The 21,524-nt window shown below is 68.2% G+C and carries 24 protein-coding genes and 1 riboswitch; of the genes, 11 read left to right on the top strand and 13 right to left on the bottom strand.

All coding sequences use genetic code 11. The features are described from left to right. Positions 1-183: 183 nt before the first annotated feature. The 4 genes from AB4Z32_RS09145 (at position 184) to AB4Z32_RS09130 (ending at position 5,473) form a co-directional block, all read left to right on the top strand. A complete protein-coding gene (locus AB4Z32_RS09145; RefSeq protein ID WP_442121531.1) occupies positions 184-732 on the top strand; it encodes a flavin reductase family protein in 549 nt (182 codons plus the stop codon). Between the two features lie 171 nt (positions 733-903). Continuing rightward, positions 904-2,151, top strand: coding sequence for a YaiO family outer membrane beta-barrel protein (locus AB4Z32_RS09140; protein ID WP_442121530.1), 1,248 nt, complete (start codon positions 904-906; stop codon positions 2,149-2,151). Beyond that, positions 2,145-4,547, top strand: a complete 2,403-nt coding sequence (locus tag AB4Z32_RS09135; RefSeq protein ID WP_442121529.1) for an LTA synthase family protein — start codon at positions 2,145-2,147, stop codon at positions 4,545-4,547. Before AB4Z32_RS09140 ends, AB4Z32_RS09135 begins: the two co-directional genes overlap by 7 nt. Positions 4,548-4,552: 5 nt before the next feature. Continuing rightward, positions 4,553-5,473: a hypothetical protein gene (locus tag AB4Z32_RS09130; RefSeq protein WP_442121539.1), complete on the top strand. Its 921-nt coding sequence runs from the start codon at positions 4,553-4,555 to the stop codon at positions 5,471-5,473. Here AB4Z32_RS09130 and AB4Z32_RS09125 read toward each other — a convergent pair. From AB4Z32_RS09125 to AB4Z32_RS09115, 3 genes are read right to left on the bottom strand one after another with little or no spacing between them, the layout of a single operon-like run. Beyond that, positions 5,470-5,922, bottom strand: a complete 453-nt coding sequence (locus AB4Z32_RS09125; protein WP_442121528.1) for a universal stress protein — start codon at positions 5,920-5,922, stop codon at positions 5,470-5,472. The genes AB4Z32_RS09130 and AB4Z32_RS09125 overlap by 4 nt on opposite strands. Positions 5,923-5,935: 13 nt before the next feature. Next, entirely contained in the window at positions 5,936-6,373 is a 438-nt protein-coding gene (locus AB4Z32_RS09120) for a universal stress protein (RefSeq protein WP_442121527.1), read from the bottom strand. A 38-nt stretch (positions 6,374-6,411) separates the two neighbouring features. Then, positions 6,412-7,293 (bottom strand): MaoC/PaaZ C-terminal domain-containing protein, encoded by an 882-nt coding sequence (locus tag AB4Z32_RS09115; protein ID WP_442121526.1) that lies wholly within the window; start codon positions 7,291-7,293, stop codon positions 6,412-6,414. Between the two features lie 85 nt (positions 7,294-7,378). Here AB4Z32_RS09115 and AB4Z32_RS09110 point away from each other — a divergent pair, with 85 nt between their 5' ends. Then, positions 7,379-8,506, top strand: coding sequence for a branched-chain amino acid ABC transporter substrate-binding protein (locus tag AB4Z32_RS09110; protein ID WP_442121525.1), 1,128 nt, complete (start codon positions 7,379-7,381; stop codon positions 8,504-8,506). Between the two features lie 25 nt (positions 8,507-8,531). Here AB4Z32_RS09110 and AB4Z32_RS09105 read toward each other — a convergent pair whose 3' ends face one another. Beyond that, a complete protein-coding gene (locus AB4Z32_RS09105; RefSeq protein ID WP_442121524.1) occupies positions 8,532-9,137 on the bottom strand; it encodes a TetR family transcriptional regulator in 606 nt (201 codons plus the stop codon). A 134-nt stretch (positions 9,138-9,271) separates the two neighbouring features. On the opposite strand from AB4Z32_RS09105, the gene AB4Z32_RS09100 reads away from it, so the two are divergent. Next, positions 9,272-10,237, top strand: a complete 966-nt coding sequence (locus AB4Z32_RS09100) for a diacylglycerol/lipid kinase family protein (protein ID WP_442121523.1) — start codon at positions 9,272-9,274, stop codon at positions 10,235-10,237. Here the strand turns inward: AB4Z32_RS09100 and AB4Z32_RS09095 are convergent, their stop codons facing one another. Together AB4Z32_RS09095 and AB4Z32_RS09090 are read right to left on the bottom strand one after the other, a co-directional pair. Then, positions 10,238-12,688, bottom strand: a complete 2,451-nt coding sequence (locus AB4Z32_RS09095; RefSeq protein WP_442121522.1) for a sensor domain-containing protein — start codon at positions 12,686-12,688, stop codon at positions 10,238-10,240. Between the two features lie 195 nt (positions 12,689-12,883). After that, positions 12,884-13,192, bottom strand: a complete 309-nt coding sequence (locus tag AB4Z32_RS09090; RefSeq protein ID WP_442121521.1) for a hypothetical protein — start codon at positions 13,190-13,192, stop codon at positions 12,884-12,886. Positions 13,193-13,341: 149 nt separating this feature from the next. On the opposite strand from AB4Z32_RS09090, the gene AB4Z32_RS09085 reads away from it, so the two are divergent. Further along, complete coding sequence (locus AB4Z32_RS09085; protein WP_442121520.1) at positions 13,342-13,620, top strand: substrate-binding domain-containing protein; 279 nt, start codon at positions 13,342-13,344, stop codon at positions 13,618-13,620. Between the two features lie 62 nt (positions 13,621-13,682). On the opposite strand, the gene AB4Z32_RS09080 is transcribed toward AB4Z32_RS09085, so the two are convergent. Then, complete coding sequence (locus tag AB4Z32_RS09080; RefSeq protein ID WP_442121519.1) at positions 13,683-15,482, bottom strand: ATP-binding protein; 1,800 nt, start codon at positions 15,480-15,482, stop codon at positions 13,683-13,685. A 138-nt stretch (positions 15,483-15,620) separates the two neighbouring features. On the opposite strand from AB4Z32_RS09080, the gene wrbA reads away from it, so the two are divergent. The 3 genes from wrbA to mntP all read left to right on the top strand — a co-directional run bounded on the left by wrbA (position 15,621) and on the right by mntP (position 17,375). Then, the gene (wrbA, locus tag AB4Z32_RS09075; protein WP_442121518.1) at positions 15,621-16,220 is read left to right on the top strand and encodes an NAD(P)H:quinone oxidoreductase; all 600 of its coding nucleotides are present in this window, start codon (positions 15,621-15,623) and stop codon (positions 16,218-16,220) included. Further along, the gene (locus AB4Z32_RS09070; protein ID WP_442121517.1) at positions 16,217-16,417 is read left to right on the top strand and encodes a hypothetical protein; all 201 of its coding nucleotides are present in this window, start codon (positions 16,217-16,219) and stop codon (positions 16,415-16,417) included. The genes wrbA and AB4Z32_RS09070 overlap by 4 nt, the downstream gene beginning before the upstream one ends. Positions 16,418-16,614: 197 nt before the next feature. Continuing rightward, positions 16,615-16,799, top strand: a riboswitch (yybP-ykoY riboswitch). A gap of 9 nt (positions 16,800-16,808) precedes the next feature. Continuing rightward, positions 16,809-17,375 carry a manganese efflux pump MntP gene (gene mntP, locus AB4Z32_RS09065; RefSeq protein ID WP_442121516.1) on the top strand — a complete coding sequence of 189 codons (567 nt, stop codon included), beginning with the start codon at positions 16,809-16,811 and terminating at the stop codon, positions 17,373-17,375. Between the two features lie 311 nt (positions 17,376-17,686). Here the strand turns inward: mntP and AB4Z32_RS09060 are convergent, their stop codons facing one another. From AB4Z32_RS09060 to AB4Z32_RS09035, 6 genes are all read right to left on the bottom strand, one after another. Next, positions 17,687-18,007 (bottom strand): hypothetical protein, encoded by a 321-nt coding sequence (locus AB4Z32_RS09060; RefSeq protein WP_442121515.1) that lies wholly within the window; start codon positions 18,005-18,007, stop codon positions 17,687-17,689. 49 nt (positions 18,008-18,056) lie between these two features. Beyond that, on the bottom strand, positions 18,057-18,458 hold the full coding sequence (locus AB4Z32_RS09055; RefSeq protein WP_442121514.1) for a hypothetical protein: 402 nt from the start codon (positions 18,456-18,458) through the stop codon (positions 18,057-18,059). A gap of 96 nt (positions 18,459-18,554) precedes the next feature. After that, positions 18,555-18,842 carry a mercury resistance system periplasmic binding protein MerP gene (merP, locus tag AB4Z32_RS09050; RefSeq protein ID WP_442121513.1) on the bottom strand — a complete coding sequence of 96 codons (288 nt, stop codon included), beginning with the start codon at positions 18,840-18,842 and terminating at the stop codon, positions 18,555-18,557. 10 nt (positions 18,843-18,852) lie between these two features. Next, positions 18,853-19,206, bottom strand: a complete 354-nt coding sequence (locus tag AB4Z32_RS09045) for a mercuric transporter MerT family protein (protein WP_442121512.1) — start codon at positions 19,204-19,206, stop codon at positions 18,853-18,855. A gap of 13 nt (positions 19,207-19,219) precedes the next feature. After that, a complete protein-coding gene (locus AB4Z32_RS09040) occupies positions 19,220-20,344 on the bottom strand; it encodes a transglutaminase-like domain-containing protein (RefSeq protein WP_442121511.1) in 1,125 nt (374 codons plus the stop codon). Positions 20,345-20,423: 79 nt separating this feature from the next. Then, positions 20,424-20,972 (bottom strand): TlpA family protein disulfide reductase, encoded by a 549-nt coding sequence (locus AB4Z32_RS09035; RefSeq protein ID WP_442121510.1) that lies wholly within the window; start codon positions 20,970-20,972, stop codon positions 20,424-20,426. Between the two features lie 69 nt (positions 20,973-21,041). Between AB4Z32_RS09035 and AB4Z32_RS09030 the strand changes: the two genes are divergently transcribed. Continuing rightward, positions 21,042-21,374, top strand: a complete 333-nt coding sequence (locus AB4Z32_RS09030) for a DMT family transporter (RefSeq protein WP_442121509.1) — start codon at positions 21,042-21,044, stop codon at positions 21,372-21,374. The last annotated feature ends 150 nt before the right edge of the window (positions 21,375-21,524 follow it).

The following is a 21,524-nucleotide window of genomic DNA, read 5'->3' as shown; positions in this document are numbered from 1 at the left end:
GGCATGCGCCGCGCCGCCAGTTCCAGCAGTGCGCCATGCAGGGCGAGCGACAGCGCGCACAGGACGAGCAGGCGGCGGTTGGGTGACAGGAAAGCATTGGACCTCATCCCGCTAGTGTAGCGCCTGGGACCGTCCCTGCCCATCCGTGCGCCCAGGCATCGGCCGCCGCGCCATCATGCAGGCATGGATACCCCTCGCAAGCACAAGCTGCCCCTGCACCAGGTGCGGCGCTATCTCGAACCCGGCCCGGTGGTGCTGGTCTCCTCCGCCTGGCAGGGCCGGCGCGACATCATGACCATGGGCTGGCACACGGTCATGGAATTCTCGCCCTCGCTGGTCGGCTGCGTGATCGCTTCCAGCAACCACAGTTTCGAGCTGGTGCGCGGCAGCGGCGAATGCGTGGTCAACCTGCCCACGACGGCGTTGACGGAAGCGGTGCTGGGCATCGGCTCGACCAGCGGCGCCGACATCGACAAGTTCGACGCTTTCGGCCTGACGCCCCAGCCGTCGCGGCTGGTGGCCGCTCCCGCCATCCGCGAATGCCACGCGCAGTTCGAATGCCGGCTGCACGACGACAGCCTGGTCGAGCGTTATAACTTCTTCATCTGGGAAGTGGTGGCCGCGCGCGTGGCGTCGACCCCGGGCTACCCCGAGACCCTGCATTACCGCGGCGACGGGCACTTCATGCTGTCCGGGCCTACGGTCGACCTGAGCCGCCCCGGACTGAAGTAGGCTTGCCGGCCCTGCAGCTTCGATGACGAAGCGGCAAAGGCTTTGAGGGTTTTGCGCGACAGATAGGGAACAGGGCAGGCGCTTTCCTTGACGCAATACAGGGACTCCGGCACAGTTTCGCCTGCGCGGGGCTCGAACCCGCGCGCCGATTTCACCCAGCCTTTTCCCTACATGCCCATCGATTTCCAGCTTCCTTCCGATCCGCCCGCCCAGGTTCAGCCAGCCAGTGCCCCATCCTTCGACGACCAGTACGCCAGGGCGCGCGCCCTCGCCAACGGCGGCCAGCCGGCGCTGGCGCTGGCCGCCTATTCGGCGCTGCTGACCCGTTCGCCGGGCAATCCCGACGTCCTGCTGGGCCGCGGCATCGTGTATGCCCGCCTGGGGCGCTGGAGCGAAGCCGAGGCCGACCTCGGCGCGGCGGCGAAGGCCTCGCCCGATTATGCGGACGTGTGGGAAGCGCTCGGCAATACCTATCGCTGGAGCGAGCAGCCGGCGAAGGCGCTGGAAGCCTGGAACCGGCTTGTCGCCCTGCGCCCGAACGACCCGGCCGCCTATATCGCACGTGCGCGGTCCCGGCGCGCCCTCGGCCAGTCCGCCGAGGCGAAGGCCGACCTCGAACGCGCGCGCGCCCTCGGCGGCGAGGCCGGCGAGATCGACGGCCTGCTGGCCGACCTGCAGCCGCGTCCCGCAGTGCCCTCCGCCGGCAATCCGGACGCCACCAGCGCCGCCGGCTATGCCTGGGGCGCCAGCCTGGCCTCGAGCTGGACCGACGTCGGCAACGGCCCGCGCTGGAACGACCAGACCGCCAGCGTGCGTCGCTACCTGGCGAACGGCTCGATCGCCTTCGAAACCCTGCGCGCGCACCGCTTCGGCGAGCATGACTACGCCTGGGCGCTGGATGCCTATACCGGCCTGTGGCGCGGCGCCTATGCCAACCTGCGCTACCAGCATTCGGCCGCCAGCCGCCTGTTCCCGGCCAATTCCGGCCGCGTCGAGGTCTGGCAGGCCCTGGGCGGCGGCTGGGAGGCCTCGCTCAGCGACGACGTGCTGGGATTCGATTCGCGCGTCAACATCTATGGCGCCAGCATCGCCAAATACCTTGGCAATTTCTACGTCCAGCTGCGCCACCAGGACATCGTGTCGTCGGGTTCGCACAGCACCGGCGAGCGCCTGCTGGGACGCTGGTACTACCTCGGCGACGCCGACAACTACCTCGAAATGAGCGTCAACAGCGGCCGCAGCGACGATCCCCTCAGCCTGGTCGGCGGGCGCGCCCGTTCGGGCGGCGGCGGTCTTGCCTGGGTGCGCTACTTCAGCCCGCAATGGGGCGGCAAGATCGGCGCGACCTTCTCGCATACCGCCTCGGGTAACGGCGGCGACGAGCGCGGCCTGTCCTTCGCGCTGTACCGCCGATGGTAGCAGTGGCCGACAAGCCGGCCGCCGCACCGTCGAAACACCGCGGCCCGGCCGCCCGCGCCCTGGGCGCCGCCCTTGGCGAAGTGCTCAGCTGCCTGCCGGCCCTGGTGCTGGCCTGGCTCTGCCTGCGCGTGGCCGAGAGCTGGCATGCCGCCGGCGGCGACATGAAAGTCTCGATCCTGTTCGGGCCGGCGCTGGCGAACGATCTGCTGTCGCTGCTCCGTTACGGTTTCCTGTTCGTGCTGGGCGCGCCGCTGCTGGCGCTGGTGCCGGCCCCGCGCTGGCGCAGGGCGCTGCTGGGCGTCTGCTGGTCGCTGCTGCTGGTGGCCCAGGCCGGCCTGCTGCAATACCACTGGGTTGCCGGAGTGCCGCTGGGCGCCGACCTGTTCGGCTATACCAGCGCCGAAGTCGCGACCACGGTCGGCGGCGGCTGGCGCGCCGATGTGCCGCTGGTGGCGGCTCTGGCATGCGCGCTGGCCGTGCTGTGGCTGGCGCTGCGGGCCTGCGGCCGTCCCTGGTGGCCGCGCGCGGACGCGCGCAGTAGCTTGATCTTCGGCGCCGCGAGCCTGCTGGCCTTCGCCTTCCTGCCCGACCATTACGCGCCCACCGCCGCCCAGAGCGAAGCCAGCATCGACTACCTGCTGAACAAGACCGCCTACTTTGCCGACCGCAACCTGGCCCACCTGATGGGCAGCGGCGGCGGCACAGCGGTCGAACACCGCTCAGGCGAGTTGCCCTGGGCCGACAAGGACGCGCGCTATCCCTTCCTGCATCCGGAGCGCACGCCGGACACGCTCGGCCCGCTGTTCGAACGCCGCGCCGGTACGCCGCCGAACCTGGTCTTCATCATCGTCGAAGGCCTGGGCCGCAATTTCTCCGGTCCCGGCGCCCGCCTGGGCAGCTTCACGCCCTTCCTCGACGAACTGGCCGGCCGCAGCCTGTATTTCGAGAACTTCCTGTCCGGCCAGGGCCGCACCTTCGGCGTGCTGACCACGATGTTCGGATCGCTGCCTTTCGGCGAGAACGGCCTGGCCGCGCTCGGCGACAAGGCGCCGCGCCACGCGTCCATCCTGAGCGTGCTGAAGGCCCAGGGCTACCGCCTGGGGTTCTACAGCGGGTCCGACCTCGACTTCGACAACGAAGGCAGGTTCCTGCGCCAGGAAGGTGTCGAGCAGTTCGTCAGCGAGCGCGATTACGGCCCGCCGGCCCAGCGCAGCAACGACTGGGGCTATGCCGACGGCGAGCTGGTCGACATGACCCTGCGCAGGGAAAGCATTGCGGCAAAGGAGACGCAGGCGCCGTCGCTGACGATCATCCAGACCACCAGCATGCACGACCCCTTCACCTTCCCGGACAAACCGCGCTACATGGAGAAGGTGGGGCAGCGCCTGGCCCAGCTGGGCATCGCGCCGAACGCTAACCCGGGCTATGCGGCCCAGCGCGAGATCTTCGCCAGCGTCCTCTACACGGACGACGCGCTGCGCCGCTACTTCGACGGCGCGAAGAAGCTGCCGGGCTATGAGAACACCATCTTCGTGATCACCGGCGACCACCGCCTGCCCGAGCTGCCGATGGACACCCGCATCGAGCGCTACCACGTACCGCTGATCGTCTACTCGCCGCTGCTGAAGCAGCCGCGCGCCATCAAGTCGGTCAGTTCCCAGTTCGACATCGCGCCCTCGCTGCTGGCCTACCTCTCGAACAATCACGGCCTGAAATCGCCGCCGGCCGTGACCTGGCTCGGCACCGGCCTGGATACCGAGGCGGCTTTCCGCAACCTGCACGTGGTCCCGCTCAAGCAGACCAAGACCGAGCTGAGCGACTTCGTGTCCGGCACCGTCTACCTGGCGCAAGGCCGGCTGTATGCGCTGGCCGACGGCATGCGGACCGACCGCGCGCCGGAAGGCAAGGCGTTATCGGTGGCACGGGCCCAGTTCCAGTCCTTCCTGCAGGCGAACGCCGTGGCCGGCCGCTCTCCCGAGCTGGCGCCGCCGGATGCCGTCGACGCGCTGGCAGCCTATGGCGCCACCAGCCGCAATCTGCGCAGCGTGGCGCTGGCGGCCGAGGGCGGCGGTGTGGGCGTCTCCAATGTGCGCCGCGCGGCGGCGCCGGGACCCGACGGGGCGGCGATGGTCGAGGCGACCCTGCACAACGAGTCGACCACGGCCTCGCGCGCCTTCGTGCCGCTGCTGGTGATCAGCACTGCCGGCGGACTCGAAGTCGTCGAAGTCGCCGGCGCGCCGCGGACCATGGAAGCGGGCGCCACTCTGAAGATTGCGCTGCCGGCCAGGCTGGGCAAGCTGCCGCAGGGGACCTATTTCGTGTCCGTGATTCCTTCGCATCCCGAGACCGGGCGCTCGATCGGCATCGGCCAGTACCACGTGGAGATGCCGCTGTGAGGCAAATGCTGCGTACCGCGCTGCTGGCTGCGCTCGTCGCCGGCAGTGCGCATGCCGCAGAGACGGCCGGCCCGCGGGCGATCTGGACCTGGGAAGGCGAGTCCTACGCCATGCTCGAGAGCGAGGGCATGGCTGCCCAGGGCATCGCCTTCCTGAAGACGAAATCGATCGGCACCGTCTACCTGTACGCCGACGCCTGGCGCGGCCGCAACCTGATCGTTTCGCAACCGGAGCGCTACCGCCGCCTGCTGCGCCGCCTGCACGGGTCCGGCCTGAAGGTCTACGCCCTGCTGGGTTCGGGCTACCTGAACACCGAGCGCTATGTGCTGCCGCGCCACCGCGAGGAGGCCGTCGCCATGCTCCAGCGCGTGCTCGACTATAACAAGGCTGCGGCCCCCGAAGAACGCTTCGACGGCATCAACCTCGACATCGAACCTCATATCCTCGCCGAGTGGTCGACCCGCAAGATGGAGTTGCTGGCCAACTTCCTCGACATGTCGGATACCCTGATGCGGGTGAAGGCCCAGTCGGGCCAGGCGCTGCCGATCGGCCCCGCCATCCCGTTCTGGCTGGACGGCATCCAGCTCGACTGGCATGGCAGGCGCAAGCCGGTCAACCAGCACGTGCAGGACATCTACGACTACGTGGCGCTGATGGATTACCGCGACCATGCGGACGGCGGCGACGGCCTGGTCAGCCATGCGATGGACGAGCTGGCGTATGGCGAGACCATTGGCCGCCCGGTCCTGATCGGCATCGAAACCATGCCGAACGAGTTGAAGAAGGTGTCGTTCAATCACCTGGGCGAGCCCGACCTGGAGCGCGAGCTGGCGGCGACCTCGCGCAGCGTGGGCGGCATGCGCTCCTTTGGCGGCTTCGTGGTGCATCACTACGCCTCCTACCGCCGCTGGCTGGGTCTCGACTAGGATCCTCCGTTGGAAGGCCCGCGCACCACCAGCACCGGAATCGCGCAGATACTCAGCACCTTCCAGGTCTCGCTGCCCAGCAGCCGCGCGCGCAGGCCGCCGCGCCCGTGGGAGGCCATCACGATCAGGTCGCAATGGCGGTCGCGCGCGGTGTCGACGATGGCCGCGGCCGGGCTTTCATAGGGCAGCAGCAGGGTCTCGCAGGGGATGCCGGCTTCGGCGGCGCGGCGCGCGATCCAGGCCAGGGCGTCGGCGCCGTTGCGTTCGCGTTCCTTGAGCCAGGCGGCGCGCACCGGGTCTTCGTCGGCCAGGGGCTCCAGCCGTGCGGGCGGCCCGGCATGCAGGCCGAGGATGGAACCGCCGCCGAGCGCCGCCAGTTCGAGGGCGGCGGCGAGGGCACCGCTGCACAATTCGGTGCCGTCGGTGGGAACGAGGATGCGTTGGTACATGATGGTACCCCTGTCAGCGGTGGACCAGCACCGGGATCGTGCCGTGCACCAGCACCTTCTGGGTCTCGCTGCCCAGCAGCAGACCCTTCAACCCATGGCGTCCGTGCGAGGCCATCACGATCAGGTCGCAGCCCAGGCGCCGGGCGGCGCCGATGATGGCGGCCCAGGGATCGTCCTCGACCGCGTGTTCGCTGCGGCAAGGCACGCCGGCATTGCGCGCGGCGTCCTCGATGACGGCCAGGATGCGGCGGGCGCGGGCGCTGCTGGCGGCATCGAACTGCTGGGGCRTGTCTTCCAGCATGCCGCTGTCGGCGGTGACGACGCGGAAGGGCGGCGTCACGGTCAGCCCCACGACCTCGGCCCCGACTTCGCGGGCGAAATCGACGCCGGCCAGGATCGCGCGTTCGGAGGCTTCGGAACCGTCGCTCGGGATCAGGATGCGCTTATACATGGCTTTCCCTCCATGAATGTCCCAGTTGGCTGGTTCATTCAGGATGGTGGATATGCATCCAGTATAGTTTGACCTGAATCAAATGCAAATCCGCCCTCGACGGCCAGGCGTCCGCCGCTCTCGACCGTGTAGCGGCCGCCTTCGAGCTCGGCCGCCAGCGCCACCCGGGCGCCGAGTTCGATCGGCGCGCGGAAGCGGCCGTCCAGCCGGAGCACGCGGCGCCCGCCGGCGCGCTCCAGTTCGGCGCAGCTGCGGGCCAGGGTGTGCATGCCCTGGATGATCGGCGCCTTCAGGCCCATCAGCCGCGCGGTCCAGGGCCAGAGGTGAATCGGGTTCCAGTCGCCCGACACCGAGGCATACTCGCGTCCGCTGGTGGCGGACAGCTGCCAGCCGGCGATCGGCGCCGGCTTCGGCGCTTCCGGTGCGGCGGGGCGGTGGTGGTGGCCCGCGCGTGTGCCGCGCACCACCAGGTAGTTGCTGCGGCAGATAAACACCAGTTCGCCGTCCTGGATCGCGCGGGTGTCCAGCAGGGCGTGCACGGCGCCGTTGGCGGCCGGCGGTTCGACCTTCACCTCGGTCAGCAGTTCCAGCGGGCGGCCGGGCGCCGGCGTCCTCCCGGCTTCCAGCGCATTGTCGACGTGGATGGCGCCGACCACGCGGAAGGGGAAGGAGGCGCCCAGCATGGTCGCCAGGTGGGCGCGCTGGGCCGGCAGGTAGTACCAGGTGAGCGGGATGTGGGTGCCTTCGAAACCGAGGGCGGCGCGGTAGCGGGCCACGCTGGCCTCCTCGATGCGGTCGAGCCGGTAGCGGGTCGGCGCCGCCGTCGCGGCGGAGGAGGGCGCCGGCCGCTTGAACAGCGCGCGCAGCAGGGTCGCCGCGGACATCGGCGGCAGCGGAAGGGACAATGAAAGTTTCGACATGGCTTGTCAACAGTTGTTAGTTATGGCTTTCCGCTGTAACATATCGTTTTTGATATAAAGAATCACCTGTATATACGAGGATGGAATGAAGAAGTACGCGTTTGCCCTGGCTGCCCTGACGGCCGCAGGCCTGGCACCGGCCCAGGAAGTCGTTCGCATCGGCCACGTGGCCGCGATGACAGGACCGGTGGCCCACTTCGGCAAGGATAGCGAAAACGGCGTCCGCATGGCGATCGACGCGCTTAATGCACGCGGCGCAACGATAGGCGGACGCAAGGTCAAGTGGCAGCTGGTGGCCGAGGACGACGCCGGCGAACCGAAGCAGGCGACGGCGGCGGCCCAGAAGCTCGCCGATGCCAAGGTCAACGGCGTGATCGGCCACGAGACCTCGGGCACCACCATCCCGGCCTCGAAGATCTACTTCGATGCCGGCATCCCGCAGATCACCGCCTCCTCGACCAATCCGGCCTACACGCGCCAGGGCTTCAACACCACCTTCCGCGTGGTCGCCAACGACATCCAGCTCGGCCGCGCGCTGGGCCGCTACGCGGTCAAGAACATGGCCGCCAAGCGCGTCGCCGTGATCGACGACCGCACCGCCTACGGCCAGGGCCTGGTCACCGAGTTCGTCAACGGCTTGCGCCAGCAGGGCGTGAACGTGGTGGCGAAGGAGTTCACCAACGACAAGGCGACCGACTTCTCGGCGATCCTGACCCGCATCCGCGCCAGCAATCCGGACCTGGTGTTCTTCGGCGGGATGAACGCGGTGGCCGGTCCGATGCTGCGCCAGATGAAGCAGCTCGGCCTGAACGTCAAGATGATGGGCGGCGACGGCATCTGCTCGGACGAGATGCACAAGCTGTCCGGCGGCACCATGGCCGACGGCCAGGTGGTGTGTGCGGAAGCCGGCGGCGTGGAAGAATCGGGCAAGGCCGGCATGGAAAACTTCCGCGCTGCTTATCGCAAGCGCTTCGGCATCGACGTCCAGATCATCGCACCGTATTCCTATGATGCGACCATGCTGCTGGCCGAGGCGATGAACAAGGCCGGTTCCTCGGCGCCGGCGAAATACCTGCCGGAACTGGCGAAGATCCGTTACAAGGGCGTGACCGGCCATATCGCCTTCGATCCGCACGGGGACATCCGCGACGGCACCATCACCCTGTACACCTTCAAGGGCGGTCACCGCACCCAGCTCGCGGTCACAAAATAAGCCCCCACCGGGCGTCCGCGGGGCCTCAGCGCGCCGGGCTGTCCGCCGGCGCCACGATGCTCTCGCCGATCACTTTACGGGCCGCGCTCAGCACCCGTTCCGACAGCGCCGGGTCGCCCTTGGCGGCGCCGCGCGCCACGGCCTGGGCGCCCACCAGGGTCGCCACCAGGGTCAGCGCGCGGCCATGCGCGTCGTTGCCGGGCTGGGCGGCTTCGAGCTCGCGCTCGAAGGTGCGCACCATGTCCAGGTAACCCGCCGAAAACCGCAGGCTGATGGCGCGGTCCTGGCGGCCGATCTCGCTGGCCGAGGCCGAGATCGGGCAGGCGCCGGCGTAGTCGTCGCGGCAGTCGGCCGACAGGAAATGGTCGACGAAACGCGCCAGGCCCGGCATGCCGTCGCGCCCGTGTTCCTCGAGGCGCACGCGGGTCTGCTCGAGGCCGAACGACAGGGCGGCCATCGCCAGTTCTTCTTTCGAACGGAAGTGTGCGTACAGTGCCCCATGGGTCAGGCCGGCCTCCTTGCTGATCTCCGCCACGCCGACACCGTCGATGCCGCGCTCGCGAATGAGCTTGCTGGCGGCCCGGACCAGGGAAGCCCTGTTTTCGGCGCTTTTTTCCTTGCTGCTTCTCATGTCACTATTATAACTCCCGGGGTGGGCGCGCCGCGTCGCAGAATTGGCGACAGCCTGCGCGGCAAGCGTAATCGGCCCTTCGTCAGCAACTGCTATCCTGTAAAGACGCCAGCGAGCAGGAGGACAGTTTCACGATGGTCATGCAGGATCCCCGGCCCGATGCGCCGTTTCATATCGTGCTGAATGCCGGTTCGGGCCGCACCGACACCGGCCTGCGCTGCGCCACCATCCGCGAGGTGATCGAACGGGCCGGCCGGCGCTGCGAGCTGGAGGTCGTGAAGGACGGCTCCCGCCTGCCGGAAATCGCCGCCGCGGTGGCGGAGCGGGCCGCGCGCGAAGGCGGCGTCCTGGTGGCGGCCGGCGGCGACGGCACTCTCAACGCGGTAGCGCACGAGGCGGTGTGCCGCGGCTGCGTGTTCGGCGTCCTGCCGCAGGGCACTTTCAACTACTTCGGCCGCACCCACGGCATTCCCGAAGACCTGCGCGAGGCGGTGCATGCGCTGCTGCGCGCGCGGGTGCGCCATGTGCAGGTGGGCCTGGTCAACGGCCGCAGCTTCCTGGTGAACGCCAGCGTCGGCCTGTATCCGCGCCTGCTCGAGGAGCGCGAGCACGACAAGCACCAGTTCGGGCGCAGCCGCGTCGTGGCCCTGCTGTCGGCGCTGAAGACGGTATTGGGACGGCACCGCAACCTGCGTATCGCGATCGATCTGGACGGGCATACGCAGCGCCTGAGGACCCCGACCCTGTTCGTCGGGAACAACCGCCTGCAGATGGAACAGGTCGGCATGCAGCCGCTCGACCACGCAGTGGAGGAAGGGCGGCTGGCGGCGATCGCCCCGCGCCCGGTGGGACGGCTGCGCATGCTGGCGCTGGTGCTGCGCGGTGCGCTGGGACGGCTCGGCCAGGCCGAGGACGTGCGGGCCTTCGCCTTCCGCGGCATGACGGTGCGCGCGCCGCTGATGTCCGGGCGCCGCCGCGTCAAGGTGGCGGTCGACGGCGAGGTCTGCCAGCTGGCATTGCCGCTGCGCTTCGAGGCGCTGGAAGGCCGGCTGGCGCTGCTGGTGGCGGATGCGCTGGAACAGCCGCCCGGCGCGGCCTGATCAGCCCTGCAACAAGGCGCGCAGATCCGCCAGCGGCAGCGGACGGCCGAGCAGATAGCCCTGGGCCTCGTCGCAGGACGCCGCGCGCAGGAAGTCCAGCACCTCGGCGGTCTCCACGCCTTCCGCCACCACCGACATCTGCAGCGCGTGGGCCATGTCGACGAAGGCCTTCACGAAATCGAAGGCGCTGATGCGGCCGTCGTCCTGCAGCACGAAGGAGCGGTCCAGCTTGAGCACGTCGATCGGCAGGCGGCGCAGGTAGGCCAGGCCGGAATAGCCGGTACCGAAATCGTCGACCGCCAGCTTGACGCCGAGCGCCTGCAGCTCGGCCAGCATGGCGGCGGTGCGTTGCAGGTCTTCGATCAGGGCGCTCTCGGTCAGCTCCAGTTCCAGGCTCGACGGCGCCAGGCCGGCGTCGGCCAGCGCTTCGCGCACTTCGGCCACGAAGCCCGGCTGGGCCAGCTGGCGTGCCGAGACGTTCACCGACACGCGGATCGGCCTGTCGAACTCGTCGACCAGGCGGCGCGTCTGGCGGCAGGCTTCGCGCAGTACCCAGCGTCCGATCGGATTGATGAGCCCAGTCTCTTCGGCGATGCCGATGAACTGCTGCGGCGGCACCATGCCCTGCTGCGGATGGCGCCAGCGGATCAGCGCCTCCATGCCGACTACCGCCATGCTGCGCAGGTCGACGCGCGGCTGGTAGTGCAGCTCGAACTCCTCGCGCGCCAGCGCCGGCCGCAGCGACAGTTCGAGCGCCATGCGGGCGCGCGCCGCCACCGTCATCTCAGGCTCGAAGAATCGGTAGCGGTTGCGGCCCTCGGCCTTGGCACGGTACATCGCGGTGTCGGCGGTCTGGAACAGCAGCTCGCGGGTGGCGGCGTCGCGCGGGTACATGCTGATGCCGATCGAGGCACCGACCACCACGTCCTGGCTCCCGACCGCCACCGGCAGGGTCAGCGCCTCCAGCAGCTTGGCGGCGATGCGCGCGGCGGCGCGGCCGGCATCGGCCGCGCCGCCGGTGCAGGCGGCCACCACCACGAATTCGTCGCCGCCCAGGCGCGCCACCATGTCGGCCGGGCGCAGAATCCTGCGCAGCCGGGCGGCGACTTCGCACAGCAGCACGTCGCCGTGGTCGTGGCCGAAGGAGTCGTTGACTTCCTTGAAGCGGTCGAGGTCGAGGAACATCACGGCCACCGCCTGGCCGGGCGCGCAGTTCGCGAGCATGTGTTGCAGGCGGTCGTGCAGCAGGGCGCGGTTCGGCAGGCCGGTCAGGGTGTCGTGGGTGGCCAGTTCCTGCAGGCGGCTCTCGGCCTGCTTGCGGCCGGTGATGTCGGTCAGCAGGCCGGTGATGGACTCGAGGCGGCCGTCGGCATCGCAGCGCGTGCTGCCGTTCAGCAGCACGTGCAATGTGTGGCCGGCGGCATGGCGCAGCACGGCGTCGAAGCCCTGCACGGTCGCATGGCCCTGCTGGCCGGGTTCGAACTCGTCCCAGGGAAAGGTTTCGAACAGGCGCGCCAGGCGCGAGCCGACCAGGGTCTCTCGCGGGTAGCCCGAGAGCGCGCACAGGGCCGGGTTGACGTCCAGGATGCGGCCTTCGGCATTCGCCACCACATAACCGGCCGGCGTCATTTCGATCACTTCGCGGAAGCGCTGTTCGCTGTCGCGCAGCTGGCGTTCGGCTTCCTCGCGTTCGGTCAGGTCGCGGATGATCGCCTGGAAGAATTCCTGGTCGCCGTCCTCGAAGCGCGATACGTGCACCTCGGCCGGGAAGGTGCTGCCGTCCTTGCGCCGCTTGGTGATGCGCAGCAGGTGGGTCCGGCCCTGGCGCAGGCTGTCCAGCAGGTGCGGGCCGTAAGTGAAGCCGCTGTCGATCGCGCGCGCCGAGAGGCCGATCATCTCGTCCTCGCGGTAGCCGAAGTGGGCGCAGGCGCGCCCGTTGGCGGCGATGATGCGCAGCTCGCGGTCGGTGATCAGGATGCTGTCGCCGGCCTGCTGGAACAGGTTGCGGAAACGTTGCTCGCTCTTGCGTACCGCTTCGGTGGCGCGGCGCTTTTCGGTGATGTTGTGGAAGTAGACCGACAGGCCGTCCGGGGTCGGGTAGGCGCGCGCCTCGACCCACTCGCCGGTCGGCCCCCAGCAGGCTTCGACGATGCCGGGCTGCCCGCTGGCCATCGCCTGGCGGTAGCAGTCCATCAGCGAACTGCCTTCGAGCGCGGGCGCCACTTCCAGCAGGGGCAGGCCGAGGGCATCGCCGATTTCGATGTCGACGAAACTGGCGGCCTTGCGGTTGGCGTAGATGATGCGCCAGTCGCGGTCGACAGCGAAGAAGGCGTCGCCGATGTTCTCCAGCATGGCGTCCATGCGCTCGCGCGAACGTTTCAGCTCTTCGAGGGCATCGTCGATGCGCAACTGCGCATTGGCGGCAAGGGCAATCGGGGCCGGCGCATTCATGTTGTGGTTCCGTTCGGGGAGCGACTGGGGATGGGGGGCGGAGCTTATGCGCACCAGGTAGAATCTGCGCGGCCGAGTATAATCATTCCACATGGAAACTTCCAGCGGACTGGTGCGTGTTAGCGACAGTTCAGAATCTTCCGACGTCGGCGGAAGGGGAGACGCGGCGGGCAGGGCGCCCGCCGCTCGAGGTGGTCAAGGTTGCTGTTTGTCTTGCTTGCCCTGTTGCTGATTACTTAATCCTCCTTGCTGGCTGTTGCCCGGATTCGCCTGCCCGCGCTGGGAGCTACCCTGGGCCGGGGTGCCGCCCGGCTGGCCGGCGTTGGCCGATTGCAGGTTGCCCGAGTCGGCGAGGTCGGGCGATCCGATGCCGCGATCGCGGCCGCCGTCGTTGAGGTTGCCAGCGGTGCCGGTCCTGCCGGCGCTGCTGGTGCCTACGCCGCTGAGTTCATCATGGTTGCGGCCTTTGGTGCCTTTGCCTTTGTATTCCTGGTTACTGGGCATATGCGCTCCTATTCCGTGCCGAAGCCTCCATGGTAGGCCGCCCACGGCGGCGGACAATCGGAAAACAGGCGGACGGTGCGTAGGATCACTCGGACATGACATTGACAAACCTGCCAGGGCATGGCGCAATCCAGGGTCGGACGAAATCGATGAGCAGTAGCGGCACAGGCAAGGGACGAGGTGCTGGACGGGGTTCGGGCAGGGCCACGCTGGAGCAGGTGGCGGTGCGCGCCGGGGTCTCGACGATGGACGCTTCGCGCGCCATCGGCCAGCCGGAACTGGTGCCCTCGCTGACCACGGTCGAAACCCCGCGCTACCAGGTCGGCTACCGCGCGGCGTCGCTGCTGCTGGACGTCATCGCGGGCAAGACGCCGCCGGCGCGCCGCATCGACCTCGGCTTCACCCTGCGCGAACGCGAGAGCGCCTGAATGAGGGTCCGGAGTCCGTATTACTGAAACACTGTTTCGCGGGGACGACGGTAACGCGCCGCCTACGCCGCCGCCACCGCCAACGGAAAACGCAGCGTAAAAGTACAACCCATCCCCGGACCAGCGCTGCGCGCATCCACGCTGCCGCCGTGCAGCGCGGTGAGCTCCTTCACCAGCGCGAGCCCGAGCCCGAGTCCACCTTGTGACCGGTCGATCGCGGTCGGTCCCTGCACCAGCACGTCGAAGATGGTCGGCAGGACCTCGGCGGCGATGCCGACCCCGGTATCGGCCACTTCGATCACGGCTTGCGTCCCGGCGGCGCGGGCGCGCACCGCGATGCTGCCGCCGGCCGGCGTGTACTTGATCGCGTTATGCAGCAGGTTGGCGAAGATCTGCTCGAGGCGGGTCGGGTCGGCGTCGATCCACAGCGCGCCGGCTTCGACCTTCCAAACGTGGGCGCCGGCATCGGCCAGTTCGCGCGTCGCGCAGCACTGGCGCAGCAGGGCGCCGGCATCGATGCGCGAGCGTTTGAGTGTCACCTTGCCGGACAGGATGCCGCGCACGTCGAGCAGGTCGTCGACGATGCGGGTCAGGTGGCGCACCTGGCGCCGGCCGATCTCGCGCGCGTGGGCGGCCAGCTCCGGCTTCACGCCCGGCAGGTCGAGCACCTGCAGCGCGCCGGCGATCGCCGCCAGCGGGTTGCGCAGCTCGTGGCTCAGCATGGCGAGGAAGGCGTCCTTGGCATGGCTCTGGCCCTCGGCCTCGCGCCGCGCCTCCTGTTCGCTGCGCAGCAGGGCTTCGCGCTCGTCCTGCAGCTGCTGGCGGGCGCCGCGTTCGCGCGCGAGGTCGCTGCTGGTGCGGCGCAGGCCGTCGAGCAGGGTGTCGACTTCGACGACCCGGGTCGGCGCACCGGCCGGTTCGGCGCCGCCGGCCAGGGCCTGGGCCGCCGCGTGGGCCTGGTCCAGCGATACCGAGAGCCGCTTGGCCAGGAACACGGCGATGCCGATCGCCAGTCCCATCACGCCCAGCAGGGCCAGGGCCGCGTACAGGGTGGCGGTGCGCGCCGGTCCCTCGATCTCGGGCGCCGGCACCCCGATCGCGAGGGTCCAGCCGGACAGCGGCGCGCGGGTGTAGACGCTGTAGACGTCGACGCCGTCGTGGGTGGTGTGGCGCAGGATGCCGTTCGGCTGGCGCCGCGAGGCCTGGTACAGCTCGGGGCGCACCGGCTTGCCGACCAGCTCTTCGGCGTTGCGGTTGCGGGCGATCGAGATGCCCCTGGCGTCGAAGATCGTGATCACCCAGTCGCGGCCGATGGCCGGGTCGTCGAACACACGCGCAAAGTAGGCGGCATCGAAGATCTGGCTGACCACGTAGCGCTCGCCGAGCACGCGCGGCACCGGCACGTCGATCGAGACCGTGGGACGCTTCGCCAGGATGCCGAGAAAGTAGCCGGAGACGCGGGTCTTCTGGGCCTCGTAGACATCGCCGACCCATTTCGCCTTGTAGTCCGGCAGCGGCGAGCCCCAGGGCACCAGGGTGTTCAGCCTGGGCGTGCCGTCGTAGTCCATCAGCAGGGTCCAGGACCAGGGCGTGCCGCGGTTCATGGCGCTGGCTTCGCGGTGCAGCTGGGCGAAGTCGGCGCGGCGCAGGGCCTCGGAGTTGACGATCCCGCGCAGCGAAGCGTCGGCGACGGCGATCTCGCGGTCGATCACGAGGGCGGTGGCGCGTCCGGTCTCCTGCACGCCGCGGATGCGCGATGCCCGTTCCGAGTCCAGCAGCCGGCTCAGGCCCACCGAGGCGATCAGCACCACGGGCACCAGGATGGCCGCCGCCATCAGGATCAGGTAAGTACGGGCTTTCATCCGGCTTAAGAAATTGCTAAGAAGCTACATTGTACGTGCACTCCCGTGACCGTGCTCGGCATTTCACGCGCGCGTCCCGGCCCGGCGCTTTGGGATAGCATGAGGCCCGGCACTGACACATCTACCCGGGAGGACGGCATGGCGAAAGTACTGGTTCTGTATTACTCCACCTACGGCCACATCGAAAAGATGGCGGAGGCGGTGGCCGAAGGGGCGCGCGCGGCCGGGGCCACGGTGGCACTCAAGCGCGTGCCGGAGACCGTGCCCGAACACATCGCGCGGCCGGCGCACTTTAAGCTCGATCAGCAGGCGCCGATCGCCACCGTCGACGAGCTGCCGGATTACGACGCCATCATCATCGGCGCGCCGACCCGCTACGGCCGCATGCCCTCGCAGATGGCGGCCTTCCTCGACCAGACCGGCGGCCTGTGGGCGCGCGGCGCCCTGCACGGCAAGGTCGGCGCGTCCTTTACCTCGAGCGCGACCCAGCACGGCGGCCAGGAGACCACCCAGTTCTCCATCATCACCAACCTGCTGCACCTCGGCATGGTGGTGGTCGGCCTGCCGTACAGCTTCGCCGGCCAGATGACCCTCGACGAGATCACCGGCTGCAGTCCCTACGGCGCCAGCACCATCGCGGGCGGGCAAGGGCAGCGGCAGCCCAGCCAGCTGGAGCTGGACGGGGCGCGCTTCCAGGGGGACCTGGTGGCGAAGACGGCGGCGAAGTTGTTTGGGTGATCCCGAGACAGCGCGTTCACGGTTGCGCCCTCGTCTCGGTCCACATGCCGTGGCGCGAGATGACCCAGAACGGCATCAACGCGCTGCTCAACCTGTACTACGACATGAAGCGTCCGGTGACCCGCAAATTCCCGGTCAGCGTGAGCCTGCGCGCATCGCTGTCGGAGGCTGCCGGATGCCGACGCAAGGCCGCCTGAAAGCGCCGGGAGGGCGTTTTTTGAACCCGCACTGGAAGTCTGAGAAGGCGTCAATAGAGATAATGGTCGAGGCACCGGATTCCCTGGCAGCGGCTTCACGAAGGGCGAGCATGTCCATAATGGCTGTGACTACGCGCGATAGATCCAGCCGTGCCGCAACGCCCCGCTGTGTTTTTTATGAGGCTTCGTGTAAGATATCGGCACCCATTGGGGAGTAGCCTGCTTCCGCGTCATGCGGAAGCGCTCGTATCAACATACTCGTCGCCGTTTGACTGCACCGTCGCGACGTGGTACGGGCAGCCGTCTCGGTTGGCAAGACCTTTGGCATTCCGCGTGCTCAGGCTGGGCCGTGCGGGTATGCCATCGTCTCTGCCCGGCCAGTGAGATATTCATGAATGTAGCCGCCACGCTAGCCATCGCGCTTGCCATGTCCACCGACGCCTTCGCCGTCGCCATCGGCAAGGGCGCAGCCCTGCATCGTCCCCACCTCAAGGAAGCACTGCGCACGGGCCTGATCTTCGGCGTGATCGAAGGCCTGACGCCTCTGGTCGGCTGGGCCATGGGGAAGGTGGCGGCCCCCTACGTCGAAGCCTGGGATCATTGGATCGCCTTCACCCTGCTGGGGGCGCTGGGGCTGCGCATGATCTACGCCAGCCTGAGCGCGGACGATGAGGATGAGGAAAAGCCGAGCAGTCACGCCTTCTGGCTGCTGGCGATCACCGGTTTCGCCACCAGCATCGACGCCATGGTGGTCGGCGCCAGCCTCGCCTTCATCGACGCGAATATCGTCGCCACCGCCGGCGCGATCGGCCTGGCCACCTTCGTGATGGTGACCATCGGCGTGATGCTTGGGCGCGGCCTGGGGCACCTGGTCGGCAAGCGGGCGGAGCTGATCGGCGGTTTCGTGCTGATTGCGATCGGTGCGCTGATCCTGTACGAGCACCTGGGCGCGGGTTGATTCAGGCGCCGTGGCCGGCGCGCGACTTCATCAGGCCGCGGATCGACCGGTGGAAGTCCTTCAGCACCAGCGTACCCCAAGGGGTGCCGTCGACCTTCACGCGCGACTTGTTCACGAAGCAGGTGGTCTAGTTGGGGACTTCGCCGCCGACCTTTCCGACGACTTCCACGTGTATGCGGTGGAATCGGAGCCGCGCGAGATCCGCAGGTACCGCGACGGCATCCTCTACCACAGCGCGCCCCGACCTGGTCATGGGCGAGCGGGTGTTCGAGCAGCTTTCCGCAACCCATGCTGGTCGACTACGTGCGGGTCTACCGCCCTTCCGCTTCGGCGCCCTCCGGCACTGGCAGGTAACGCTCGCGGGTCTCGCGCGTGAGCTGGGCGATGGCGCGCAGGCAGTCGAGGGTGGGTGCGCCGGCGTTGGCATCCGCGCCCTTGGCGTACATGCGGGCCAGCCTGGTCGCGACCTCGGCTGCCCCGGGGATCTGGTCGCGGAACAGCTTGATCAGGCCGACCACCGATTCGTGCACGGCAGCGTGCAAGGCGCGCGCGATGTGTGTGCCGCCGGGATCGGTTGCCAGCGATTGCGCGATGGTCTGTTCGAACTGTGTTTCCGCGCGCTGGATGAGCATGCGGAGCTGTCCTGGTGTGAACTGGTGTCGCATGATGGTCTCGTCTTTCCTACTGGTCCGCCAGGCTCTGCCCGCGCTGCGGTTCCGGATACAACTCGGGCCGCATGCGCGCATGGAGCTTTCCCGGCCGCACCCGCAGCGGTGCGCGCGGCGTGTTGGAGCGGATCGGCGTCAACGGTCCCTCGTAGGGAGGGGTGGTGTGGTCGATTTCGGTGGGTTCCGCACCACGGCCTTCGCCGGCCAGGAACTGGGCGATGGCGATCTTGACGATGGCACGGTTGCTGAGTTCGGCCGTGAGCCGCATCTTCCGGTTGTAGTACAGGAAAGTGGCGGTCATGCCGCCTGCGGTGACGATGTCGACCTTCTTCGGCAGGGAGAAGCCGTAGCGCCCGCTGGCCCACAGCTTGACGGCGCAGACGCCGGCGTCGGTTGAAGAAAAAGTAAAGTTCATGCAGGAATCGTAATCCTGCAGTCAGCCGCGCACGGAACGAAATTGTTCCAAACTATTACGAAGGGAACAGTTCTTTCCTGCGGTCAGCGATTCAGGCTATCGCGCCGTCTTCAGCATCGACGGATAGCCGACGTCTTCGGTGGCCTTCTTGAGGTCGGCCACGGTGGCCTGGGCGTCGTCGTAGACGATCACGGCTTCGCGCTTCGCGTAGCTGACCTGGACCTTGCTCACGCCCGGCACCTTGGACAAGGACGCCTTGATCGTGATCGGGCAGGTGGCGCAATCCATGGTCGGCACGTTCAGCTTGACGGTCTGCTGCTTGGCCAGCGCGAAGGGCGCGGCGCCCAGCAGGACGATGAGGGAAACGGCGTTCAGCGTTTTCATGGTCGTGGTCTCAATAGAACAGGGGAGCGATCAGCGGGAAGCCCAGCAGCAGGGCGATGAACACGGCGCAGCCGGCGAAGAGTTTGCGCATGGACGGGCGGGTGGTGGCGCAGGCCGGGTCGTCGACCGCGCAGGCCGCGGCCGGCCGGAACAGCAGCCAGCCGGCCCAGCCGAGCGCGCCCAGGGTGAGCGCGATCGCGTACGGGGTCAACGGCTTCAGCGCCGTCAGGTGGACCATCCAGGCGCCGGTAATGCCGACCAGGACCAGCACCAGCGGCAGCACGCAGCAGGTGGAGGCCAGGATCGAGGCCAGCACGGCAAACGCCATGATGCCCCCGAGTTTGCGGTCGGTCGGTTGGCGCATCGTCGGCTCGCGCTCAGATGGCGCGCGCGGTGATGGTGTACGCGAAGCTGTCCGGCGCCAGCGAGTCGTAGGCCTCGCCATGGCTTTCGGCCTGCGGGTACATCAGGAAGCCGACCTTGCCGGCGCTCGAGCCGGGCAGGCGTACGTCGTGGGCGAAGTTGTAGCCCATCCAGTTGCCTTCCCAGCCGCCGAACAGGGCCTGGCGGACCGGCGCGACCAGCGGGTGGTCCGGATCCTTGATCCAGCTCGGGGTTTCCTGGCGCATGACCTTGGCGACGTCGGCCGGATCCATCGCAACCCAGCCGTGCTGCTTCAGATAGACCTCGGCGCGGCAGTGCTGGGCACCCTGCAGGGACGCCGGCTTGCCGCCCAGTTCGCGGTAGCCGAAGGCGCTCGGTGCGATGCGGATGCCGTAGACGTCGCGCGCCGGCACGCCGGCGGCGCGGCACAGGCCGACGAACAGGCCGTTCAGGTCGGCGCACTTGCCGCCGAAGTTGCCGGTCTCCAGCATGGTCTTGATGTCGCCGGTGCCGCAGCCACGCACTTTCGGTTCGCGGAAGGTGTTCAGCACGATCCAGTCGTAGATGCGCTGGACCTTGCCTTCATCGGTCTTCGCGCCGGAGGTGATCTGCAGCGCGGTCTTTTTCACGATGCCGTCCAGCGGCATCAGGTCGGTCGGCTGCAGCCACAGTTTCAGGTCGTCCGAGGATTCGACGCCCGGGGTGCGGGTCCTCCAGTTCTCGGCGCGGTCGCGGGTCTGGATGCGCGAGACCACTTCCAGCCTGGGCGGTGCGGAGCCGTCGAATTCGGCCACCAGGAAGCGGGCGCCGTAGTGCGGGTCGTTGCCCACCTTCATGCTCTTGGCGTTGCCCGACCAGTTGTTCGACAGCGTGCGCTGCCAGTCGGTGTCGACCGAGGGCAGTGGAATCCAGACCGTCGACGGGCCGGAGGCTCGCTGCAGGTTCACGCGGGTGACCACTTCGTAGCTCTTCCAGTCGCCCGGACGCGGGTCGAAGTGGCGCTCCGCTTCGGCGGCGGTGGTCTGCGCCAGCAGGGTGCGCGGCAGGGCGCCGGCCAGCAGGACGCCGGTGGCGGCCTTGAGCAGGTGTCGGCGGTTCGTCGGTTTGCTGTCTTTCATGGTCGATTCTTCCTGTCTGGATGTCGTTGCTTATTGGCGTTGCTTATTGTCGTCGCTTATGCGTTGTTCCTGGTGCTCTTCATTCTGCCACGAGGGCGTCGATCGCCGCCTTCAGGCGGGTATCGCCGGCCCCGATCTCGCCCACGCTGCGCCAGCGTGCGCGGCCCTGGCGGTCGACCAGGATGGTGGTCGGCATCACACCGGCGGTCCACTGCCGGAACATGTCGCCGGAGCGGTCGCGCAGCACCGGGTAGGCGAAGGGATGGGCGCCGGAGAAGCGCTCGATGGTGTCGAGCGGTTCCTTGTAGTTGACGCCCACCACGGCCACCTTGTCCGGATCCTGGCGCGCCAGCGCATTCAGCACCGGCAGCTCGTCCACGCAGGGACCGCACCAGCTGGCCCAGAAATTCACCACCACCACCTTGCCGCGCAACTGGCTCAGCAACCATTCCTTGCCCTGCAGGTCTCTCAGGCGCAGGGCAGGTGTCGCCTGCATGGCCGGCCAGGGCTTCAGCATGGCATCGGCGGCGCCTGCCGTGCCCGCCAGCAGGCATGCTGCAAGCGCGAAGAAACGGCGGATGGTCCTGGTCTGCATCGGCGTCGCTACGGCTGGGAGAAAGGGCGTCATGATACCAGACTGGCGCCTGCCGGGTTCTGCACGGATAATCGCGCTTTCGCTCATGAATATGGTGTCAAGATGAATAACTGGGTCTTCCTGGCGATCGCCATCCTTGCCGAAACCGTGGCCACCACGGCCCTGAAAGCCAGCGCCGGCTTTACCCGCGTGCTGCCTTCGGCACTGGTGGCACTGGGCTATGGCATTGCCTTCTATATGCTGGCGCTGACCTTGCGTTCAATACCGCTGGGAGTGGCGTACGCGGTGTGGTCGGGGGTCGGGATCGTGCTGATTGCGTTGGCGGGCTGGTTGCTGTACGGGCAGCGGCTGGATGCCGGGGCGCTGGTGGGGATGGCGCTGATCGTGGCCGGGGTGCTGGTGATGAATCTGTTTTCGAAGACGGCTGGGCACTAGGCCTGCTGCAGGTGCCTGTCGTTCCCGCGAAAGCGGGAACCCATACTGAGCGGGCAGGGAACTTCAGCATGGATTCGCGCTTTCGCGGGAATGGCGGGTGCAGGAGGTGGCCGCCGCACTTGATCCTTGTTTTCAAACGTGCAACAGCTC

The organism is Massilia sp. 2TAF26 (assembly GCF_052115005.1).
Classification (GTDB): Bacteria; Pseudomonadota; Gammaproteobacteria; order Burkholderiales; family Burkholderiaceae_D; genus Telluria.
Note: the sequence above shows the minus strand (reverse complement) of the source record. Positions and strands in the feature narration are given on the sequence as shown.

Excerpts from the sequence above, each read along its gene's own strand:
- AB4Z32_RS09105 (WP_442121524.1), bottom strand. The coding sequence starts at position 9,137 with ATGAGAAGCAGCAAGGAAAAAAGCGCCGAAAACAGGGCTTCCCTGGTC.
- wrbA (WP_442121518.1), top strand. The coding sequence starts at position 15,621 with ATGGCGAAAGTACTGGTTCTGTATTACTCCACCTACGGCCACATCGAA.
- AB4Z32_RS09140 (WP_442121530.1), top strand. The coding sequence starts at position 904 with ATGCCCATCGATTTCCAGCTTCCTTCCGATCCGCCCGCCCAGGTTCAG.
- AB4Z32_RS09095 (WP_442121522.1), bottom strand. The coding sequence starts at position 12,688 with ATGAATGCGCCGGCCCCGATTGCCCTTGCCGCCAATGCGCAGTTGCGC.
- AB4Z32_RS09060 (WP_442121515.1), bottom strand. The coding sequence starts at position 18,007 with ATGCTCATCCAGCGCGCGGAAACACAGTTCGAACAGACCATCGCGCAA.
- AB4Z32_RS09040 (WP_442121511.1), bottom strand. The coding sequence starts at position 20,344 with ATGAAAGACAGCAAACCGACGAACCGCCGACACCTGCTCAAGGCCGCC.
- AB4Z32_RS09030 (WP_442121509.1), top strand. The coding sequence starts at position 21,042 with ATGAATAACTGGGTCTTCCTGGCGATCGCCATCCTTGCCGAAACCGTG.
- AB4Z32_RS09055 (WP_442121514.1), bottom strand. The coding sequence starts at position 18,458 with ATGAACTTTACTTTTTCTTCAACCGACGCCGGCGTCTGCGCCGTCAAG.
- AB4Z32_RS09080 (WP_442121519.1), bottom strand. The coding sequence starts at position 15,482 with ATGAAAGCCCGTACTTACCTGATCCTGATGGCGGCGGCCATCCTGGTG.
- merP (WP_442121513.1), bottom strand. The coding sequence starts at position 18,842 with ATGAAAACGCTGAACGCCGTTTCCCTCATCGTCCTGCTGGGCGCCGCG.
- AB4Z32_RS09145 (WP_442121531.1), top strand. The coding sequence starts at position 184 with ATGGATACCCCTCGCAAGCACAAGCTGCCCCTGCACCAGGTGCGGCGC.
- AB4Z32_RS09125 (WP_442121528.1), bottom strand. The coding sequence starts at position 5,922 with ATGTACCAACGCATCCTCGTTCCCACCGACGGCACCGAATTGTGCAGC.
- AB4Z32_RS09090 (WP_442121521.1), bottom strand. The coding sequence starts at position 13,192 with ATGCCCAGTAACCAGGAATACAAAGGCAAAGGCACCAAAGGCCGCAAC.
- AB4Z32_RS09085 (WP_442121520.1), top strand. The coding sequence starts at position 13,342 with ATGAGCAGTAGCGGCACAGGCAAGGGACGAGGTGCTGGACGGGGTTCG.
- AB4Z32_RS09135 (WP_442121529.1), top strand. The coding sequence starts at position 2,145 with ATGGTAGCAGTGGCCGACAAGCCGGCCGCCGCACCGTCGAAACACCGC.
- AB4Z32_RS09115 (WP_442121526.1), bottom strand. The coding sequence starts at position 7,293 with ATGTCGAAACTTTCATTGTCCCTTCCGCTGCCGCCGATGTCCGCGGCG.
- AB4Z32_RS09110 (WP_442121525.1), top strand. The coding sequence starts at position 7,379 with ATGAAGAAGTACGCGTTTGCCCTGGCTGCCCTGACGGCCGCAGGCCTG.
- AB4Z32_RS09035 (WP_442121510.1), bottom strand. The coding sequence starts at position 20,972 with ATGACGCCCTTTCTCCCAGCCGTAGCGACGCCGATGCAGACCAGGACC.
- AB4Z32_RS09045 (WP_442121512.1), bottom strand. The coding sequence starts at position 19,206 with ATGCGCCAACCGACCGACCGCAAACTCGGGGGCATCATGGCGTTTGCC.
- AB4Z32_RS09130 (WP_442121539.1), top strand. The coding sequence starts at position 4,553 with ATGCTGCGTACCGCGCTGCTGGCTGCGCTCGTCGCCGGCAGTGCGCAT.
- AB4Z32_RS09100 (WP_442121523.1), top strand. The coding sequence starts at position 9,272 with ATGGTCATGCAGGATCCCCGGCCCGATGCGCCGTTTCATATCGTGCTG.
- mntP (WP_442121516.1), top strand. The coding sequence starts at position 16,809 with ATGAATGTAGCCGCCACGCTAGCCATCGCGCTTGCCATGTCCACCGAC.